The 15,044-nt window shown below is 72.2% G+C and carries 15 protein-coding genes; 13 read left to right on the top strand and 2 right to left on the bottom strand.

The window, feature by feature from the left end; all coding sequences use genetic code 11:
* Positions 1-599: 599 nt before the first annotated feature.
* From ACIA8F_RS30980 to ACIA8F_RS30955, 6 genes are all read left to right on the top strand, one after another.
* Positions 600-1,118: a hypothetical protein gene (locus ACIA8F_RS30980; protein ID WP_399383726.1), complete on the top strand. Its 519-nt coding sequence runs from the start codon at positions 600-602 to the stop codon at positions 1,116-1,118.
* A gap of 48 nt (positions 1,119-1,166) precedes the next feature.
* A complete protein-coding gene (locus ACIA8F_RS30975) occupies positions 1,167-2,015 on the top strand; it encodes a DUF4097 family beta strand repeat-containing protein (RefSeq protein WP_399383724.1) in 849 nt (282 codons plus the stop codon).
* Positions 2,016-2,063: 48 nt separating this feature from the next.
* Complete coding sequence (locus ACIA8F_RS30970) at positions 2,064-3,050, top strand: ATP-binding cassette domain-containing protein (protein ID WP_399383722.1); 987 nt, start codon at positions 2,064-2,066, stop codon at positions 3,048-3,050.
* Complete coding sequence (locus ACIA8F_RS30965; protein WP_399383720.1) at positions 3,047-3,838, top strand: ABC transporter permease; 792 nt, start codon at positions 3,047-3,049, stop codon at positions 3,836-3,838. Before ACIA8F_RS30970 ends, ACIA8F_RS30965 begins: the two co-directional genes overlap by 4 nt.
* Positions 3,839-3,924: 86 nt before the next feature.
* Complete coding sequence (locus ACIA8F_RS30960; RefSeq protein ID WP_399383718.1) at positions 3,925-4,761, top strand: alpha/beta fold hydrolase; 837 nt, start codon at positions 3,925-3,927, stop codon at positions 4,759-4,761.
* Entirely contained in the window at positions 4,754-5,317 is a 564-nt protein-coding gene (locus tag ACIA8F_RS30955) for a TetR/AcrR family transcriptional regulator (RefSeq protein WP_399383717.1), read from the top strand. Before ACIA8F_RS30960 ends, ACIA8F_RS30955 begins: the two co-directional genes overlap by 8 nt.
* 146 nt (positions 5,318-5,463) lie before the next feature.
* Here the strand turns inward: ACIA8F_RS30955 and ACIA8F_RS30950 are convergent, their stop codons facing one another.
* A complete protein-coding gene (locus tag ACIA8F_RS30950) occupies positions 5,464-7,116 on the bottom strand; it encodes a hypothetical protein (RefSeq protein WP_399383715.1) in 1,653 nt (550 codons plus the stop codon).
* 309 nt (positions 7,117-7,425) lie between these two features.
* Between ACIA8F_RS30950 and ACIA8F_RS30945 the strand changes: the two genes are divergently transcribed.
* Positions 7,426-7,599, top strand: a complete 174-nt coding sequence (locus ACIA8F_RS30945) for a hypothetical protein (RefSeq protein ID WP_399383714.1) — start codon at positions 7,426-7,428, stop codon at positions 7,597-7,599.
* A gap of 166 nt (positions 7,600-7,765) precedes the next feature.
* On the opposite strand, the gene ACIA8F_RS30940 is transcribed toward ACIA8F_RS30945, so the two are convergent.
* The gene (locus ACIA8F_RS30940) at positions 7,766-8,782 is read right to left on the bottom strand and encodes a helix-turn-helix transcriptional regulator (protein ID WP_399383713.1); all 1,017 of its coding nucleotides are present in this window, start codon (positions 8,780-8,782) and stop codon (positions 7,766-7,768) included.
* A 296-nt stretch (positions 8,783-9,078) separates the two neighbouring features.
* Here ACIA8F_RS30940 and ACIA8F_RS30935 point away from each other — a divergent pair, with 296 nt between their 5' ends.
* The 6 genes from ACIA8F_RS30935 to mpaC all read left to right on the top strand — a co-directional run bounded on the left by ACIA8F_RS30935 (position 9,079) and on the right by mpaC (position 14,997).
* On the top strand, positions 9,079-9,273 hold the full coding sequence (locus ACIA8F_RS30935) for a hypothetical protein (RefSeq protein WP_383953001.1): 195 nt from the start codon (positions 9,079-9,081) through the stop codon (positions 9,271-9,273).
* Positions 9,274-9,442: 169 nt separating this feature from the next.
* Positions 9,443-10,429, top strand: a complete 987-nt coding sequence (locus tag ACIA8F_RS30930) for an LLM class flavin-dependent oxidoreductase (RefSeq protein ID WP_399383711.1) — start codon at positions 9,443-9,445, stop codon at positions 10,427-10,429.
* Positions 10,430-10,575: 146 nt separating this feature from the next.
* On the top strand, positions 10,576-11,664 hold the full coding sequence (mpaB, locus tag ACIA8F_RS30925) for a daptide biosynthesis RiPP recognition protein (protein ID WP_399383709.1): 1,089 nt from the start codon (positions 10,576-10,578) through the stop codon (positions 11,662-11,664).
* Positions 11,664-12,491: a daptide-type RiPP biosynthesis methyltransferase gene (mpaM, locus tag ACIA8F_RS30920; protein ID WP_399383708.1), complete on the top strand. Its 828-nt coding sequence runs from the start codon at positions 11,664-11,666 to the stop codon at positions 12,489-12,491. The genes mpaB and mpaM overlap by 1 nt, the downstream gene beginning before the upstream one ends.
* On the top strand, positions 12,491-13,795 hold the full coding sequence (gene mpaD, locus ACIA8F_RS30915) for a daptide-type RiPP biosynthesis aminotransferase (RefSeq protein ID WP_399383706.1): 1,305 nt from the start codon (positions 12,491-12,493) through the stop codon (positions 13,793-13,795). Before mpaM ends, mpaD begins: the two co-directional genes overlap by 1 nt.
* Positions 13,792-14,997: a daptide-type RiPP biosynthesis dehydogenase gene (gene mpaC / locus ACIA8F_RS30910; protein WP_399383705.1), complete on the top strand. Its 1,206-nt coding sequence runs from the start codon at positions 13,792-13,794 to the stop codon at positions 14,995-14,997. The genes mpaD and mpaC overlap by 4 nt, the downstream gene beginning before the upstream one ends.
* Positions 14,998-15,044: the final 47 nt, after the last annotated feature.

Genomic DNA, 15,044 nt, shown 5'->3' with positions numbered 1-15,044 from the left:
CAGTTGTGGCTTCCCCACGCGCCACAAATCACGCTCTACGTCCAGGCCAACACCCCACCCCGCCCCCGTCCCCGCCCCTGCCACCCGCAGCCACCTACCCGGGCGGGGGGCATCGACCTCGGGCGATGTGGGTCTTTGACCCCGGCCAGGGGGCATCGGCCCCGGCCGGGTGGTCTCTTGCCCCGGCCGGGGGTTTGTCTTTTCAGCCGTCCGGCGTTTGAGGACCGGGGTCCGGGGCGGAGCCCCGGGGGTTTGGGCGCAGCCTGGTTCCCCGTTCGCGGTGGGGCTGCGCCAAATTCAGCCCCGCCGGCGTTTGAGGCGCGGGGTCTGGGGCGGAGCCCCATGGGGTTTGGGCGCAGCTCGGGGCCCCGCTTTCAGCCAGGCCGGCGTTTGAGGGCCGGGTCCGGGCTGGCCCGGGGAACGGTGGAAGGGTGGGGCGGGGACTTTGCCCGCGCAGCGGTGGTGTCGGTGTGGTGCCACTGTGGCGTGTGGTGGTGCTAGTGGTCTGAACAGGGAGTTTGCGGGCTGTGGTGTCAGCTCGGGGTGGTGTGGTGCCACATTGGCTCGACATGGTGCCATCTGTGTGCCATGCTGAGGGCATGGACCTCACGCCCTACGTCACCACCCTCCGCCAAGAGCTCGCCGTCGCCGCCGAGGCCGGTGGCGACGAAGCCCGCAAGCTGGCCGAGAGGCTCACCGCTCCGCTGGAGTCGGCGACCCGCCTGACCCTGCTCAACGTGCTCTCCGCCGCGATGGACGAGATCACCCGTGAACTCGCCCCCGGCTCGGTCGACGTACGGCTGCGCGGGCTCGACCCCGAGTTCGTCGTGACCGTAGCGGCGGGCGAGAGTCACGCCCCCGCGGAGCCGGCCGCCGCCGAACCGCTCGCGCCGCACCTCGCCTCCGGCGACGGCGACGAGGGCGGCACCGCCCGCGTCAACCTGCGCCTGCCGGCGCACCTCAAGGCCCGCGCCGAGGAGGCCGCGAGCCGCGAGGGGCTGTCGGTCAACGCCTGGCTGGTGCGCGCCGTATCGGCCGCCGTGGACGGCGGCGCCCGGCCCCGGGTGGCGGAGAAGTCCCAGAGCGTGGGGCAGAGCTTTACGGGCTGGGTCCGTTAGTCCATTCAGTTAGCCCACACCACGTCGACCCAAGAGGACGGGACAGCCATGCCTTCTTTCGACACCTCCGAAGCGATTTCGGTCACCGCACACGTGGAGGCCGGTTCCATCCAGTTCACCGCGGGCGACCGCCGTGACACCGTCGTCGCGGTGCAGCCCCGCGACCCGAAGCGCGACAAGGACGTACGGGCCGCCGAGCAGACCGAGGTCACGTTCGCGGGCGGCGTGCTGACGGTCAGGACGCCCAAGTCCAACCCGTTCGGCAAGCCCGGCATCGTCGACGTGACGGTCGAACTGCCCACGGGTTCGCACGTCGACACGACCGGCTCCTGGACCCAGGTGCTCGGCGAGGGCCGGCTCGGCGAGGTCCGGGTGAAGACCTCGTCCGGTGATGTGCGCCTCGACACGACCGGCCCGCTCAGGCTCACCGCGTCGCACGGCTCGATCACCGTGGACCGGGCCGAGGGCGCGACCGAGATCACCACCAGCTCCGGCAGCCTGCGCCTCGGCTTCGTCGACGGCCCCGCGGTCCTGAAGAACTCGCACGGCACCACCACCGTCGGCGCCGCCATCGGCGAGCTGCGGGTGAGCGGTGCCAACGGTGACATCGAGATCCGGCGCGCCGAGGGCTCGGTCACCGCCAAGACCGCCCACGGGACCCTGCGGGTGGGCGAAGTCGCCCGCGGCACGGTGGAGCTGGAGACCTCTTACGGGGCCATCGAGGTCGGCGTCCGCGAGGGTACGGCCGCCTGGCTCGACGTCAGCTCCGGCTCCGGCCAGGTGCGCAACATGCTCACCGCCTCGGGGAGCCCGGACGGGGCCGAGGACACCGTCAAGGTTCGCGCCCGTACGAAGTACGGGAACATCGACGTCCGTCGGTCGTCGGTCGTCGCCTGATCCTTCCCCTTTCCGCTTCGTCACTTCAGCCTTCGAATGGAGGGCTTCATGCCTTCTTCTGTCATGTCCATGTCACAGTCCGCGGTCTCCGCCGTCGGCCTGCGCAAGTCCTACGGGGACAAGACAGTCCTCGACGGGATCGATCTGAGCATCCCGGCCGGGTCCGTGTTCGCGCTGCTCGGCCCCAACGGGGCGGGCAAGACCACCGTCGTGCAGATCCTGTCCACGCTCATCTCCGCCGACGGCGGACGGGCCCGGGTCGCCGGCCACGACATCGCCGACTCCCCGGGCGGGGTGCGGGCGGCGATCGGGGTCACCGGGCAGTTCTCGGCGGTGGACGGGCTGATCACCGGTGAGGAGAACATGCTGCTGATGGCGGACCTGCACCATCTGTCCAAGGGGGAGGGGCGGCGGGTGGCCGCCGAACTGCTGGAGCGGTTCGATCTGGTGGAGGCGGCGAAGAAGCCTGCTTCGACCTATTCGGGTGGGATGAAGCGGCGGCTCGACATCGCCATGACGCTGGTCGGGGATCCGCGGATCATCTTCCTCGACGAGCCGACCACCGGGCTGGACCCGCGGTCGCGGCACTCGATGTGGCAGATCATCCGCGAGCTCGTCTCCGGCGGCGTGACCGTCTTCCTCACCACGCAGTACCTGGAGGAGGCCGATCAGCTCGCGGACCGGATCGCGCTGCTGAACGACGGCCGGATCGCCGCCGAGGGGACCGCGGAGGAACTGAAGCGGCTGATCCCCGGAGGCCATGTGCGGCTGCGGTTCTCCGACCCGGCGGCCTACCGGGCCGCCGTCGCCGTGCTCGGCGAGGTCACCCTGGACGACGAGGCGCTGGCGGTGCAGATCCCCAGCGACGGCAGCCAGCGCGCGCTGCGCGAGCTCCTCGGCCGGCTGGACTCGGCGGGCGTCGAGGCGGACGAGCTGACCGTGCACACTCCGGATCTCGACGACGTGTTCTTCGCCCTGACCGGCACTGCCCAGCAGGCCTCCCAGGCCTCCCAGACCAAGGAAGACGTCCGATGAGTTCTCTCTCCTTCGCCGTCCGCGACTCGGCCACGATGCTGCGCCGCAACCTGCTCCATGCGCGGCGCTACCCGTCGCTGACGCTGAACCTGCTGCTCACGCCGGTCATGCTGCTCCTGCTCTTCGTCTACATCTTCGGCGACGTGATGAGCGCCGGGCTCGGAGGCGCCGGCGGGGGCCGGTCCGCGTACCTCGCCTACCTCGTGCCCGGCATCCTGATGCTGACCATCGGCGGCACCACCATCGGCAGTGCGGTGTCCGTGGCCACGGACATGACCGAGGGCATCATCGCCCGCTTCCGTACGATGCCCATCCACCGCGGGTCGGTGCTCATCGGGCACGTCGTCGGCAGCGTGATCCAGTGCGTGATGAGCGTGGTCCTGGTCGGGGCCGTCGCCGTGGCCATCGGCTTCCGGTCCGTGGACGCCACCGCCGTGGAATGGCTCCTGGCGCTGGGCCTGCTGGCGCTCGTCTCCCTGGCGCTCACCTGGATCGCGGTCGGGATGGGCCTGACCAGTCCGAACGCCGAGGCGGCCAGCAACAACGCGCTGCCGCTGATGATCCTGCCGCTCCTCTCCAGCGCCTTCGTCCCGGTCGACGCGATGCCGGGCTGGTTCCAGCCGGTCGCCGAGTACCAGCCCTTCACCCCGGCCATCGAGACCCTGCGCGGGCTGCTGCTCGGCACCGGGATCGGCAACAACGGGTGGATCGCCGTCGCCTGGTGCCTGGGCCTGGCCGTGCTCGGTTACCTCTGGTCCAAGTCCCTGTTCCACCGCGACCCGAAGTAGGTGTTGACCTGCCTGGCTAATGGCATTAGCTTAAGGGTTATAGGGATTAGCCACAGGGGCTGGTCGCGGATTCCGGGGGACGGGTCATGACGGAGTTTCTGAGCACCGGCGGCGGAGAGCTCGCGTACGAGGTCACGGGCGAAGGCCCGCTGGTCCTGCTCGCCCACGGCATGGGCGACAACCGCGGGGCCTACCGCGAGACCGCGGCCCTCCTGGTCGCCGCCGGGTACCGCGTCGCCTCCACCGACCTGCGCGGACACGGGGAATCGAGCACCGGCTGGGCCTCGTACACCCGTACCGACGTGGCGGGCGACCTGCTCGCCCTGATCCGGCACCTCGGCGGCCCGGCCGTCATCGTCGGCCACTCCTTCGCCGGCGGCGCCGCCACCATCGCGGCGGCGCAGGAGCCGGCGCTGGTCGACGCCGTCGTCGAGATCAGCCCGTTCACCAAGGCGCAGAAGATCGACCTCGGCGCCCTCGGCTCCAACGCCCGCTACCGCAAGGGCATGTTCCTGCTGCTCGGCGCCGGCATCCTGCGCAGCGGCGGCGTGTGGAAGCGCTACCTCGACCACGCCTGCCCGGGCGCCCGCCCGGCCGGCCACGCCGCCCGCATCGCCGCACTCGACGCCCAGCTGGGGCGGCCGGGCCGGATGGCCGTCGTCGCCAAGATGGGGATGTCCGCCCCCACCGACGCGGGCGCCCGCCTGGGCGACGTCCGGTGCCCCGTGCTGATCGTCGAGGGCGGCCTCGACTGCGACTGGGCCGACCCGGCCGCCGAGGGCGCGGCCATCGTCGCCGCACTGCCCGCCGGGCGCGGCCGCCTGGTCATGGTCGAGGGCGCGGGCCACTACGCCCACGCGCAGTTCCCCGCCGAGACCGCCGAGGCCATCGTGTCCTTCCTGAAGGAGGCCGCCCGTGCCTAGGGCCTCGCTCTCGGCCGACGCGGTGGTCGACGTGGCGCTGGGGCTCGTCGACGCGGAGGGACCGGCGGGCCTGACCCTGTCGGCGGTGGCCGGCCGGGCGGGCGTGGCGACCCCCTCCCTCTACAAGCACGTGCGCAACCTCGCCGAACTCCGCGACCTCCTGTCGGCGCGGATCATGAACGAGATGGCGGACGAGATCGGCGTGGCGGTCATCGGCCGCTCCGCCGACGAGGCGATCCGCGCGTTCATGACGGCCTGGCGCACCTACGCCCTGCGCCGGCCCCACCGGTACGCGGCCCTGCTGCACAGCCCCGAACCGCGGACGGCCGAGGCCGGGGAACGGCTCCTCACGATCCTCTTCGCCACCCTGCGCGCCTACGGCCTGCAGGACGCGGCGGCCGTCCACGCGGCCCGCTGCCTGCGGGCCACCGCCCACGGCTTCGTCTCCCTCGAAACCGGCGGCGCCTTCGCCCTGCCCGAAGCCCTGGACGAGAGCTACGCCCTTCTGACACACATGGTCGTCACGGGCCTGCGCACGCCCCGTACTCCCCACTGAACCACGAACTGGCCTGGATCCTGGTCAGCGGTACGAACCTGCGGGCCTGGCTGCTGCGGATCCTCAGGGAGGCTCTCGGCGCCACAAGCCGAGGGCCGGCCCTCCCGGTGGGGGAGGGCCGGCCCTGACGGGGATCTACCGGTGGATCACTCGGTCTCGTACAGGCCGAACATGTCGATGATCAGGTCCGTGGGCTGCCAGCCGCGGTTCCAGAAGTCGATGACGCCGGTGGTGCCGGTGCTCGCCTGAACCAGGTTCGGGACGGTCTTGCCCTTCGTCCAGTTCAGGTTGGAGGAGCTCGGCACGGCCGGCCGGACCGGGTTCCCCGCGAGGTACCGGGCCTTGGTGTTCGGGTCCGGGGCGACGGAGAGGTGCCCGTCGTCCTTGGTGTTGGTGACCGTCGTGTTCAGCACGAAGGCCTTGACCGAGGGCTCGCCGTCGGACAGCCAGAAGTAGCGGTAGTCCTGTGCGGCGACCGGCGACCACTTCCGGGAGTCGTGCAGGCGCGTCGGCTCGACGGGCAGGTACGAGGCCTTGCTGTCGGGGCTGTAGTAGCCGACGACGTCGATGACCACATCGGCCGAGTTCCAGGAACCGTTGCGGACGACGATCCAGCCGTTCGCGTCGACCGGCACGATCACCGAGTTCGCCACGGTCTGTCCGCGCTCGAAGTTCAGGTTGGACGTGGACGGCAGCGTGCTGCCCCCCGGGAAGACGGAGAGGTGTCCGGCGTCCTTGGGGTTGGTGACGGTGACGTTGAGGGCCACCGCCGTGACGCCGGAGGCCGGGACGCCGGCCTGGCCGGCGACCTGGAGGCCCGTCGAGCTGCCGCCGATGAGCCCGCCGCCCTTGCCGCCGTTCCAGCTGCGGGTGTCCACGAAGCGGGCCGGGTTCACGGAGGTGTAGCCGCTGGCCTCGGAACGGGTGAAGTAGCCCGTCACGTCCGCGATCAGGTCGGCCTGGCCCCAGCTGTTGTTGACCAGCTCGACGTAGCCGTCCGCACCGACCGGAACGATGGTCAGGTTCGGGACGGTCTGGCCCTTGACGAAGTTGACGATCGAGGCATCGGGCCGCGGGCCGCCCGAAGCGTAGGCCAGGACGTGCCCGTCGGCCGCCGCGTTGGTGACGGTGACGTTGAGGGCCACGGCGGTCGCGCCGAGCGGTATGCCGCTGTTGCCGCCGACCTTCACCCGGGTCGTGCCGTACGCTGGGACGGCGTGCGCGTAGTCCGTGCCGGTGCCGTCGCGGGTGTCCAGCAGCCGGGTCGGGTCGTGCGGGGTGAACTCGGAGCCGTAGCTGAGCAGCTTCACCGTGTCGGTGCTGCTCACCTCGTTGTTCAGGTCGGTCACGGTGACCGTGGCCGTGTGGGCGCCGACCTTCGCGTAGGAGTGGCGCGAGTCCAGCAGCCCGGCGTCGGTGGTGTACCGGGTCTCGACGGGGCTGCCGTCACCCCAGTTGACCTCGACCCGGAGCGCGGACGCGGCGCTCGTGGTGACCCGGGACTTCAGCGTGAAACCGTGCGCGCTGGTTCCGGTTGCTTCCGCGAAGACGCCGAGGTTCGGATTGGCCTTCACGAGCGGAGTGGCGTCCGCCGCGGCCAACTTGCCGGCCCCCGCGGACTTGCCGAGCTCGGCGGCGGCCGCGGCGCGCTCGGCCGCCGAAACCCGTACCGGCTTGGGCGCGGGCTTGGAGCTCTCGGCGGAGCCCTTGAACGTGGCGGCCTTGGCCGCTGCCTGCTCCTTGACGGACTCGACCTTGGCGGTCAGGTCCTTCGCGGCCGGGTCGGCGGCGTACGCCACACCCGGGACGAAAGAAACGCTGGCTGCTACGAAGGCAGCAGAAATCATGATGCGGTGACGCTGCACCGGCCCCCCCAGGAAAGTGCTGAACTTGTTCAGTGCCGGTGATCACCCTACACAATTCGCGAAGGCACAGGTGCGCCCTATTTCGCGGGCTCCGGGCGGGACCGCGGGAGGCGGTCCGGCGCGGTCCGCTTCGCAGCATGCTGCGAAGCGGAATGCCGGAAGCTGCACCCGCAACGGGGCCGGGCGGACGGGGCCCGCTGTCAGAGTGGAATGGCCATCCCCGCTTCCGAAGGAGCCACCACCATGGCCCAGAGCCAGACCCAGAAGAACCCGCTCGCCATCACGACCGGTGTGCTGATCGCCCTCCTGGCCTCGTCCACCGTGCTGTTCGACGGCACCGCGCGGTACGTGGTCATGGGTGTGCTCGCCGTCGGCGTGCTCTCCTGCGCCCGTGCGCTCCAGCGGTCCCGCTCCTAGCCGTGGCCCTCTTAACCGGCTTAACCGGAGTCCGCGAAGGGGGAACACCCCCGACGCGGACTCCGCGCTTACCGGGGCCGGCGGGCCGGCCGTCCTTACGGGACCGCGGCCCGGAGCGCCGCGGCCCGGACCGCCGCGGCCCGGAGCGCCGCCCCGCCCGCCCCGCTCAGATCCAGCCGCGCTCCCGCGCGAGCAGCGCCGCGTGGAACCGGTTCGACGCATCGAGCCGGTGCATCAGCGTCGCCACGTACTTGCGGTACGTCCGCACCGAGATGCCCACGTCCCGCGCCCCGTTCTCGTCCTTGTCGGCCGTGCACAGCGACTCCAGGATCCGGCGTTCCAGTTCGGTCGGGCGTTCGCCCGACACCGCCGGCCCCTCCTCGGCCGCGGCCGCCGGTATTTCCTGCGCCTGTCCCCACATCCGGTCGAAGAGGGACACCAGCGTGGTCACCAGGCCCGGTTCACGGGTCAGGAGCGCCCCCCGCTTGCTGTCGGAGGGGTCGATCGGCGTGAGCGCCGCCGCCCGGTCGAAGATGAGGATGCGCTCCAGGTCGAGGCGCGACACCCGTACCTCCGCCCCCTTGCCGACCAGCTCCCGCAGGTACGCCATCGTGGCCGGATCGTCCAGCGCGGCCGCCCCGAACAGGCTGCGCATCCTTATGCCGCGCCGCAGGATGCGGGCGTCGGCGGGCCGCGAGGTTTCGATGATCTCGGGCCGCATCACCCCCGAGGGCCAGGTGGTCATCGACTCCGAGCGGGTGAAGAAGGTCAGCTCGTCGATGGCCGCCCGCACCTGCTCGATGCCCACCAGCCGTTCCATGGGGGGCCGGTCGGCCCCCGCGATCGCGTCCGAGGTCGTGGCCGCGTTCCGTTCCGCCAGCAGTGAGGCCACGATCGCACTGGTCGCGGCCTTGGTCTCCAGCTCCTGCCGGATCCGGGCGAGCCGGGCGTCGATCAGATGCTGCACCGCCTTGGCGGGACTGACGGGGCGCAACAGCCCGTCGGTCATCGCGGCGAGACCGAGCGCCGTGGCCCGTTGCCGCAGGACGTGCACCGTCTTCTCGTCCAGGTCTGCGTGCCGCACGAGCTGTTCGGGATCGGCACCCCCGCTCCTGAGCAGGACGCGGTAGAAGCGTTCGTCCTCCGGACCGATATCGAGAAACGCCAGATCCGGATCCCCCATGGATTCCCCCAACGCCGTGGCCGGTCATTACCTGGCCTAGATCTACCTGTTACCCCGGGTCGAGGCTACGGCAATGATCCATTCCGCTTCCGGATCCCGGTGCCGAAGGGGGGTGCGGACGGTGCAGTAAGTGACCTCGCAGAACGCAGCAAGCTGCGCGCGACAGCCCTCGAACGGGGGCTTGGAGAACGGCAGAGTTGTGGTCACAAGGAGCCGCCGGGAAACACCGGAGGCCACCGGAACCGGGCGGAAAAAGCCCGGGTCCGGGACGGACCGCAAATCAAGGGGGAACCACCATGATGAAGCGCCTCAGCGTCACTCTCGCCGCCGCCGTACTCATCGGCCTGGCCGGTGCCGGCACCGCGAACGCCGACGCTCCCGCCCCGGTTCCCGCCCCCGCCACCCAGGTCTGCGTCCCGATTCCGGCCGGCCTCCCGCTCCCCGGTGTCTGCGTGATCATCCCGGGCCGCGACACCCACAACTGGGACTAGCGGCCCCGCCCGCAGGAACCTTCCGGAAGAGATCGCCACCCGATCTCCCCACGGAATTCCGACCGGGCCGGTTTCCACGGCATTCGATCTTCACCGACCATTCCGATCTTCACCGTCCGGCTCCCGGGAAACGAACTCCCGGACCCCGAGCACAAGGAGAGAAAGTCCGATGACCGCCTACTCGGTGCTCGTTCCCTTCGTCCCGAGCCGCCCCGAGCAGATCCTGCCCTTCGCCGGGCTCGTCCACTGGACCGGGGCCGAACGCCTCTGGCAGGGACAGAGCCTGGTCACCGAGACCCACCAGGCCTTCGCCCACGCCGCCGGCGCCGGGTTCCGGGTCCCCGTCGGACTCGGTGTGACCCTGATGCCGCTGCGCCACCCCACGGAGGCCGCCCTCCAGGCCCGTTCCCTCGCCCTGATGACGGGTCAGCCGGTCCTCGCCGGCTACGGTCCGGGAGCCCCCGCCGTACAGAAGGCCCTGCTCGGAGCCCCGTACCGGAGCCCGCTGACGGCCGCCCGGGAGTACCTGACCGCCGTACGCGCCGCCCTCGACGGGACGGACACGGTCCTGGACGGGGACTACCTGCACCAGGAGGCACTGCTCCCGCCGGTCCCCGGACCGGCCGTCGAGATCGGACTCGGCGTCCTGCGCCCCGGCATGGCGAGGGTGGCCGGCGAGGTGGCCGACGCGGCGATCTGCTGGCTCACCCCGGCCCGCTACCTGGCCGACACGATCGTGCCCGAGGTGCGCAAGAGCGCCGAGAGCGCGGACCGGCCGGCGCCCAAGGTGGTGGCCATGGTGCCGATCGCCCTGGCGGCGCCCGACCGGGACCCCGTACGCCTGGCCCTCGCCTCCAACCGGCACCACCTGAAGGCGCCGCACTACCAGGACATGCTCCGGCGCGGCGGAGTCGAACTCCCCGCCCCCACCGGTGCGGAGGCGGACGACGAGAGCGCGCGGGGCGCGGCCCTGGTCGCCGGCGACGCCTTCCTCTACGGGGAGCCCGCCGAGCTCCTCGCGAAACTCGAAGCCTTCCGCGAGGCGGGCGTCGACGAGATCGTCCTCAACGTCACCGGCGTGGCCCAGCTCTACGGCGCCCAGGTGGCGAGCCGCGAACTGCGCACGCTGCTCACGGTCCTCGGACTCGCCTCCTGACCCGAGGCGGCCCCTCCGCCCGCCCCCGCGTACGCCGCTCCCTGCCCGCACGCACCCCCTCGGACTTCCGGCCCCCGGCCGATCACCCTCCAGCTCCGCGTCATCAGGCGCCCGCGTCCACCCACGCACTCACGTTAGGCATGTTCATGACACTCACTTCCGTCAAGGCCCACGCCTTGCAGTGGGGCACCGGACGCCCCCTGGCCGCACTCGCCCCCCGCCCGCCGTTCACCGCGACGGTCGTCCTGGAGGACGCCGCCCACCTCGACGCCCTGCTCGGCAGCGGCGTGGCCGGCCCCGGCACCGTCGTCCTGGTCCCCGGGGACGAGCCGACCGCCGAGCCCGAGCCGCACGAGGCCACCGGCGCCCAGGTCATCGTCTGGCAGGGCTCGCTGGGCGAACCCGGCGCGGAAGCCGGACTGCACCCCGACTTCTACCTCCAGGTGCAGGCCTACTCGATCACCCCCTACCTCTCCGTCCTCGGACCCACCCTGGTCCGCATCGTCGAGGAAGCCGACTTCCAGGCCTTCCTGGAGGACGCCGACCGGGCCCGGAACGAGGGCGAGTTCTCCGCCTTCCTGACCCACCCCTCGGTCCAGCTCGCCGACCTCGGAGCCCTCGGCGGCAACGGAGCCGGCGACGGCCCGGCCCTGCGCCTCTACGTCTCCGCCGACGGAGCCGTCAGCGTCGCCCCCGGCGCCGCATCCCTCGGCCCCGTCGGCACCCCCGCCGCCGCCCTGCACCAGGCCTGGGAGGACTCCACCGGCGCCCTGGCCGGCGTACTCGACGAGGAGCTGCGCCGCGAGCAGCTCGCCGCCCGCCCCTGGATCTCCCGCTACCTGGCCGCCGTCGGCGCCATCCGCGAAGCCGTCACCCGAGGCCTCGAACAGCCCCGCGTCTCCGGCTTCGGCGGCCGCCTGGTCCCCGCCCTCGACGCCCACACCGCACCGCAGGACACCTCCGGCGACACCCCGGTGCTGCTCTTCAACGCCGAACAGGCCCTGATCCACCACCCCGGGGACCGCCGCACCATCGCCCTCTCCCCCGACGCCGCCCAGGCCGCCGAGGCCCTGCTCGTCACCGGCAGCGCCCGGGCCGCCGCCGACTACGCCGACCCGGCCACCGTCGACGCCGTCGCCGCCTACTTCTCCGGCATCGGACTGCCCCTCACGGAGTCCGCCGCCCCCCGCACCGCCGCCGACACCTCTGCCGCCACGGAAGGAGCGACCCGCTGATGGGCGCCATGCTGCTCAGCCCCGCCGCGGCGGGCACCGGCCTCACCGGCCGCGCCGCCGAGGCAGTCGCCGAACTCGGAGACCGGGCCGTCCTGTGCGACCTCTACGACGAGGCCGGCTCCCCCGTCTACCACGACATCGCCGGCACCACCCCGCACGAGGTCCGCGAACTCCTCTCCACCCTGCGCCGCATCCCCGGCCCGGTCCTCGACCTGGCCGCCGGCTCCGGCCGGCTGACCTTCCCCTTCCTGGCCCTCGGCCGCGAGGTCACCGCCCTGGAACTCTCCGCCCACATGATCGGACTGCTCCGGGAACGGCTCGCCGCCACCCCGGCCTCGCTCCAGGGCCGCTGCACCCCCGTCCAGGCCGACATGAGCGACTTCTCGCTCGGCCGCAGCTTCGGCGCCGTCGTCCTCGGCACCACCTCCATCTCCCTCCTCCCGCCGGAGGCCCGACCCGGCCTCTACCGCTGCGTACGGGAACACCTGGCGCCCGGCGGCAGGTTCCTGCTCACCACCGTCGAGGTGGACGCCGCCGACGACGGCAGCGACGAGAGCGAGATCCTCGCCCCCGGCGAGATCACCGGCCGCTCCTACCGGATGATCGAACAGTGGACCTCGGGCAACAGCTCCCGCACGGTCACCGTCATCCCCGCGGACCCGCTGGCCGAAGGCCCCGTCCACGTCGCCACCACCACCATCGGCGTGATGCCCGCACCCCAGCTGGTCGCCGAGCTCGAAGCCGCCGGCTTCGCCATCCGCTCCACCACGCCCATCCCCGGCGGCGGCCGCCACCACGACGTCCTCCTGGAAGCCGAGGCCCTGTGATGACCACCGCCCTGCCCACCCTGACCGGACGGGACGAGGCCCCCGACCACGGCCACCCGGCCCTGTGGACCTCCCTGCTCCCGCCCTCCGCCCACGGCGACGACGGCATCTGCGCCGTCTCCGCCGAGGGGATGTACGTACGGTTCGCCGACGGCAGCGAACTCCTCGACGGCGACTCGGGCCTGTGGAACGCCAACCTCGGCCACGGCAACCGGCACATCGCCGAAGCCTGCCACCAGGCCCTGCTCAACGCCTCGTACCTGAGCGTCTTCCGCTACGAACACCCCTACGCCCGGCAGGCCGCCGAGGCTCTGGTGGAACTCTGCGGAGCCGACCACTTCGCCCGCGTCCTCTTCTCCACCTCCGGCGGCGCGGCCAACGACCTGGTCATGAAGACCGCCCGGCACTACCACGCCCTGCGCGGCGCCGAGAAGCGCAAGATCATCGTGGGGCTGCGCGGCAGCTACCACGGCCTGACCTTCGGCGGCTTCGCCCTCACCGGCGAGAACCTCGGCCAGCAGGTCTACGGGGTCGACCAGCGCCTGGTGCGCCACGTCACCCCCAACGACCCCGCCGACATCGAGAAGCTGATGCGGGCCCAGGGCTCCCAGATCGCGGCCGTCGTCGTCGAACCCGTCCTCGGCAGCGGCGCCGTCCCCCTCACCGACGAGTACCTCCAGACCCTCTTCCGGCTCCGCGAGGAACACGGGTTCCTGCTCGCCGCCGACGAGGTGGCCACCGGATTCGGCCGCACCGGCTCGATGTTCGCCTCCCAGCGCTGGAGCGAACGCCCCGACCTGCTGGTGACCTCCAAGGGGCTGACCAACGGCACCTGCGCGGCCGCCGCCGTCATCGTCTCCCGGACGATCGCCGACGCCTTCCGCGAAGCCGACGCCACCCTGACCCACGGCGAAACCCAGGCCGGCACCCCCGTCACCTGCGCCGCGATCATCGCCACCATCGAGGAGATGCGCCGCCTCGACGCCGTCTCCCGGGGCCGGCGCGCCGCCGAGACCCTCGGCGCCCACCTGGACCGGCTCGTCGCCGAACACCCCCTCTTCGACTCCCACGACGGCCGCGGCCTCTTCCGCTCCCTGCGGATCCTCACCGCCGACGGCGAACCACTGCCGCAGGCCCGGGTCCTCGACCAGATCACCGCCATCCGTGCGGCGGGCGCCATCGTCCACGCCGGCGTCCACGGCATCCAGATCATGCCGCCGCTCACCGCGACGGACGCCGAGATCGACGCCCTCATGGAAGCGGTCCGCCGCGGAGTCGAGAACTTCTCCGGAGGACTGCGGTGAACATCGCCTGGTCCGGATCCACCCGGCTGCTCATCGGCCCCGCAGGGCTCGGCGACTGGCTGGCCGACTTCGACGACGCCCACCCGGCAGGGGGGAGCCGTCCCGTCACCGCCCTGCTCCTCGACCCGGCCGTCGCGAACTCCCGCATCACCGACCTGGTGACCACGGAACTGGACCGGGCGGGACACACCACCCACACTATCGTCCCCGACGGCGACGGGGGCCCGGACGAGATCCTCGCCCTGGCCCGCACCACCGCGGACGCCGGACTCGTCGCCGTCATCGGCGGCGGAGCCCTCCTCGACCGGGCCAAGCTCCTGTCCGTGGCCCACGGGGACGAGCGGGCCCGCGCGGCCCTGCGCACCACCGGCCGCAGCGGACTGCTCACCCTGGACCCGCGCACCCGCCGCACCCGTCCGCTGCTCGCCGTACCCACCACGGTCGGCACCGGATCCGAACTCAGCCGGGTCGCCTGCCTGCCGCACAACAGCGGCAAACGGCTCGTCATGGGCGACGCACTCGCCCCCGACGCGGCCCTGCTGGACCCGGCCGCCACCGAGACCCTGCCCGGCGAGCTGCTGATCGAAGGAGCCCTCGAAGCGGTCTTCCGCACCGTCGGCCCCTACGTCGGCAACCTCACCGACCGCGCCGTCGAGGACGCCCTCGCCCAGACAGCCGCCACCCAGCTGGTCCGCCTCGGCGGAGCACTGGCCCGGCAACTGGCCGACGGACGGGCCACCGACCCCACGCTGCGCACCGACCTCGCCCGGCTGAGCGGACTGACCCAGTCCACCTGGCTCTGCTACGGCAGGGACCTGTTCAGCACCGAGGGCTGGATGATCGCCAACGAACTCTCCAGCGCCCTGGGCATCCGCAAGATGACCGCCGTCGCGGCCATCCTGCCGGCCCTGTGGCGGGCAGTCCTCGCCGGGGACACCCGGCTCGGCTCCGCCGCCCGCCTGCGGGGGATCTGGGAACTGCTCCGCTCGGCCGACAGCAGCGGCGACCCGCTGCCCGCCGAGCCGGTAGCAGGCATCAGCGCCCTGATGAACCGCTGGGGCATCGTCCGCGACATCGCCGTCACCCCGCAGCTGCTCGACGCGGTCGCCCGCAGGACCGTACGGGCCTGGGGCGCGGGCCTCCCGATGCTCGGCGGCCTGCGCGCGGCCGACGTCAACGCCCTGCTCACCGAAGCGGCCTGACCACCTGCGCCGCACCCACAGACTTCCGCGCCGGCTCGGCGCGGGGA

The sequence above is a fragment of the Streptomyces sp. NPDC051563 genome (assembly GCF_044454225.1).
GTDB lineage: Bacteria > Actinomycetota > Actinomycetes > Streptomycetales > Streptomycetaceae > Streptomyces.
The sequence above is the reverse complement of the archived record's forward strand: the minus strand, read 5'-3'. Positions and strand labels throughout refer to the sequence as shown.

Excerpts from the sequence above, each read along its gene's own strand:
- ACIA8F_RS30980 (WP_399383726.1), top strand. The coding sequence starts at position 600 with ATGGACCTCACGCCCTACGTCACCACCCTCCGCCAAGAGCTCGCCGTC.
- ACIA8F_RS30975 (WP_399383724.1), top strand. The coding sequence starts at position 1,167 with ATGCCTTCTTTCGACACCTCCGAAGCGATTTCGGTCACCGCACACGTG.
- ACIA8F_RS30970 (WP_399383722.1), top strand. The coding sequence starts at position 2,064 with ATGCCTTCTTCTGTCATGTCCATGTCACAGTCCGCGGTCTCCGCCGTC.
- ACIA8F_RS30965 (WP_399383720.1), top strand. The coding sequence starts at position 3,047 with ATGAGTTCTCTCTCCTTCGCCGTCCGCGACTCGGCCACGATGCTGCGC.
- ACIA8F_RS30960 (WP_399383718.1), top strand. The coding sequence starts at position 3,925 with ATGACGGAGTTTCTGAGCACCGGCGGCGGAGAGCTCGCGTACGAGGTC.
- ACIA8F_RS30945 (WP_399383714.1), top strand. The coding sequence starts at position 7,426 with ATGGCCCAGAGCCAGACCCAGAAGAACCCGCTCGCCATCACGACCGGT.
- ACIA8F_RS30940 (WP_399383713.1), bottom strand. The coding sequence starts at position 8,782 with ATGGGGGATCCGGATCTGGCGTTTCTCGATATCGGTCCGGAGGACGAA.
- ACIA8F_RS30935 (WP_383953001.1), top strand. The coding sequence starts at position 9,079 with ATGATGAAGCGCCTCAGCGTCACTCTCGCCGCCGCCGTACTCATCGGC.
- ACIA8F_RS30930 (WP_399383711.1), top strand. The coding sequence starts at position 9,443 with ATGACCGCCTACTCGGTGCTCGTTCCCTTCGTCCCGAGCCGCCCCGAG.
- mpaB (WP_399383709.1), top strand. The coding sequence starts at position 10,576 with ATGACACTCACTTCCGTCAAGGCCCACGCCTTGCAGTGGGGCACCGGA.
- mpaM (WP_399383708.1), top strand. The coding sequence starts at position 11,664 with ATGGGCGCCATGCTGCTCAGCCCCGCCGCGGCGGGCACCGGCCTCACC.
- mpaD (WP_399383706.1), top strand. The coding sequence starts at position 12,491 with ATGACCACCGCCCTGCCCACCCTGACCGGACGGGACGAGGCCCCCGAC.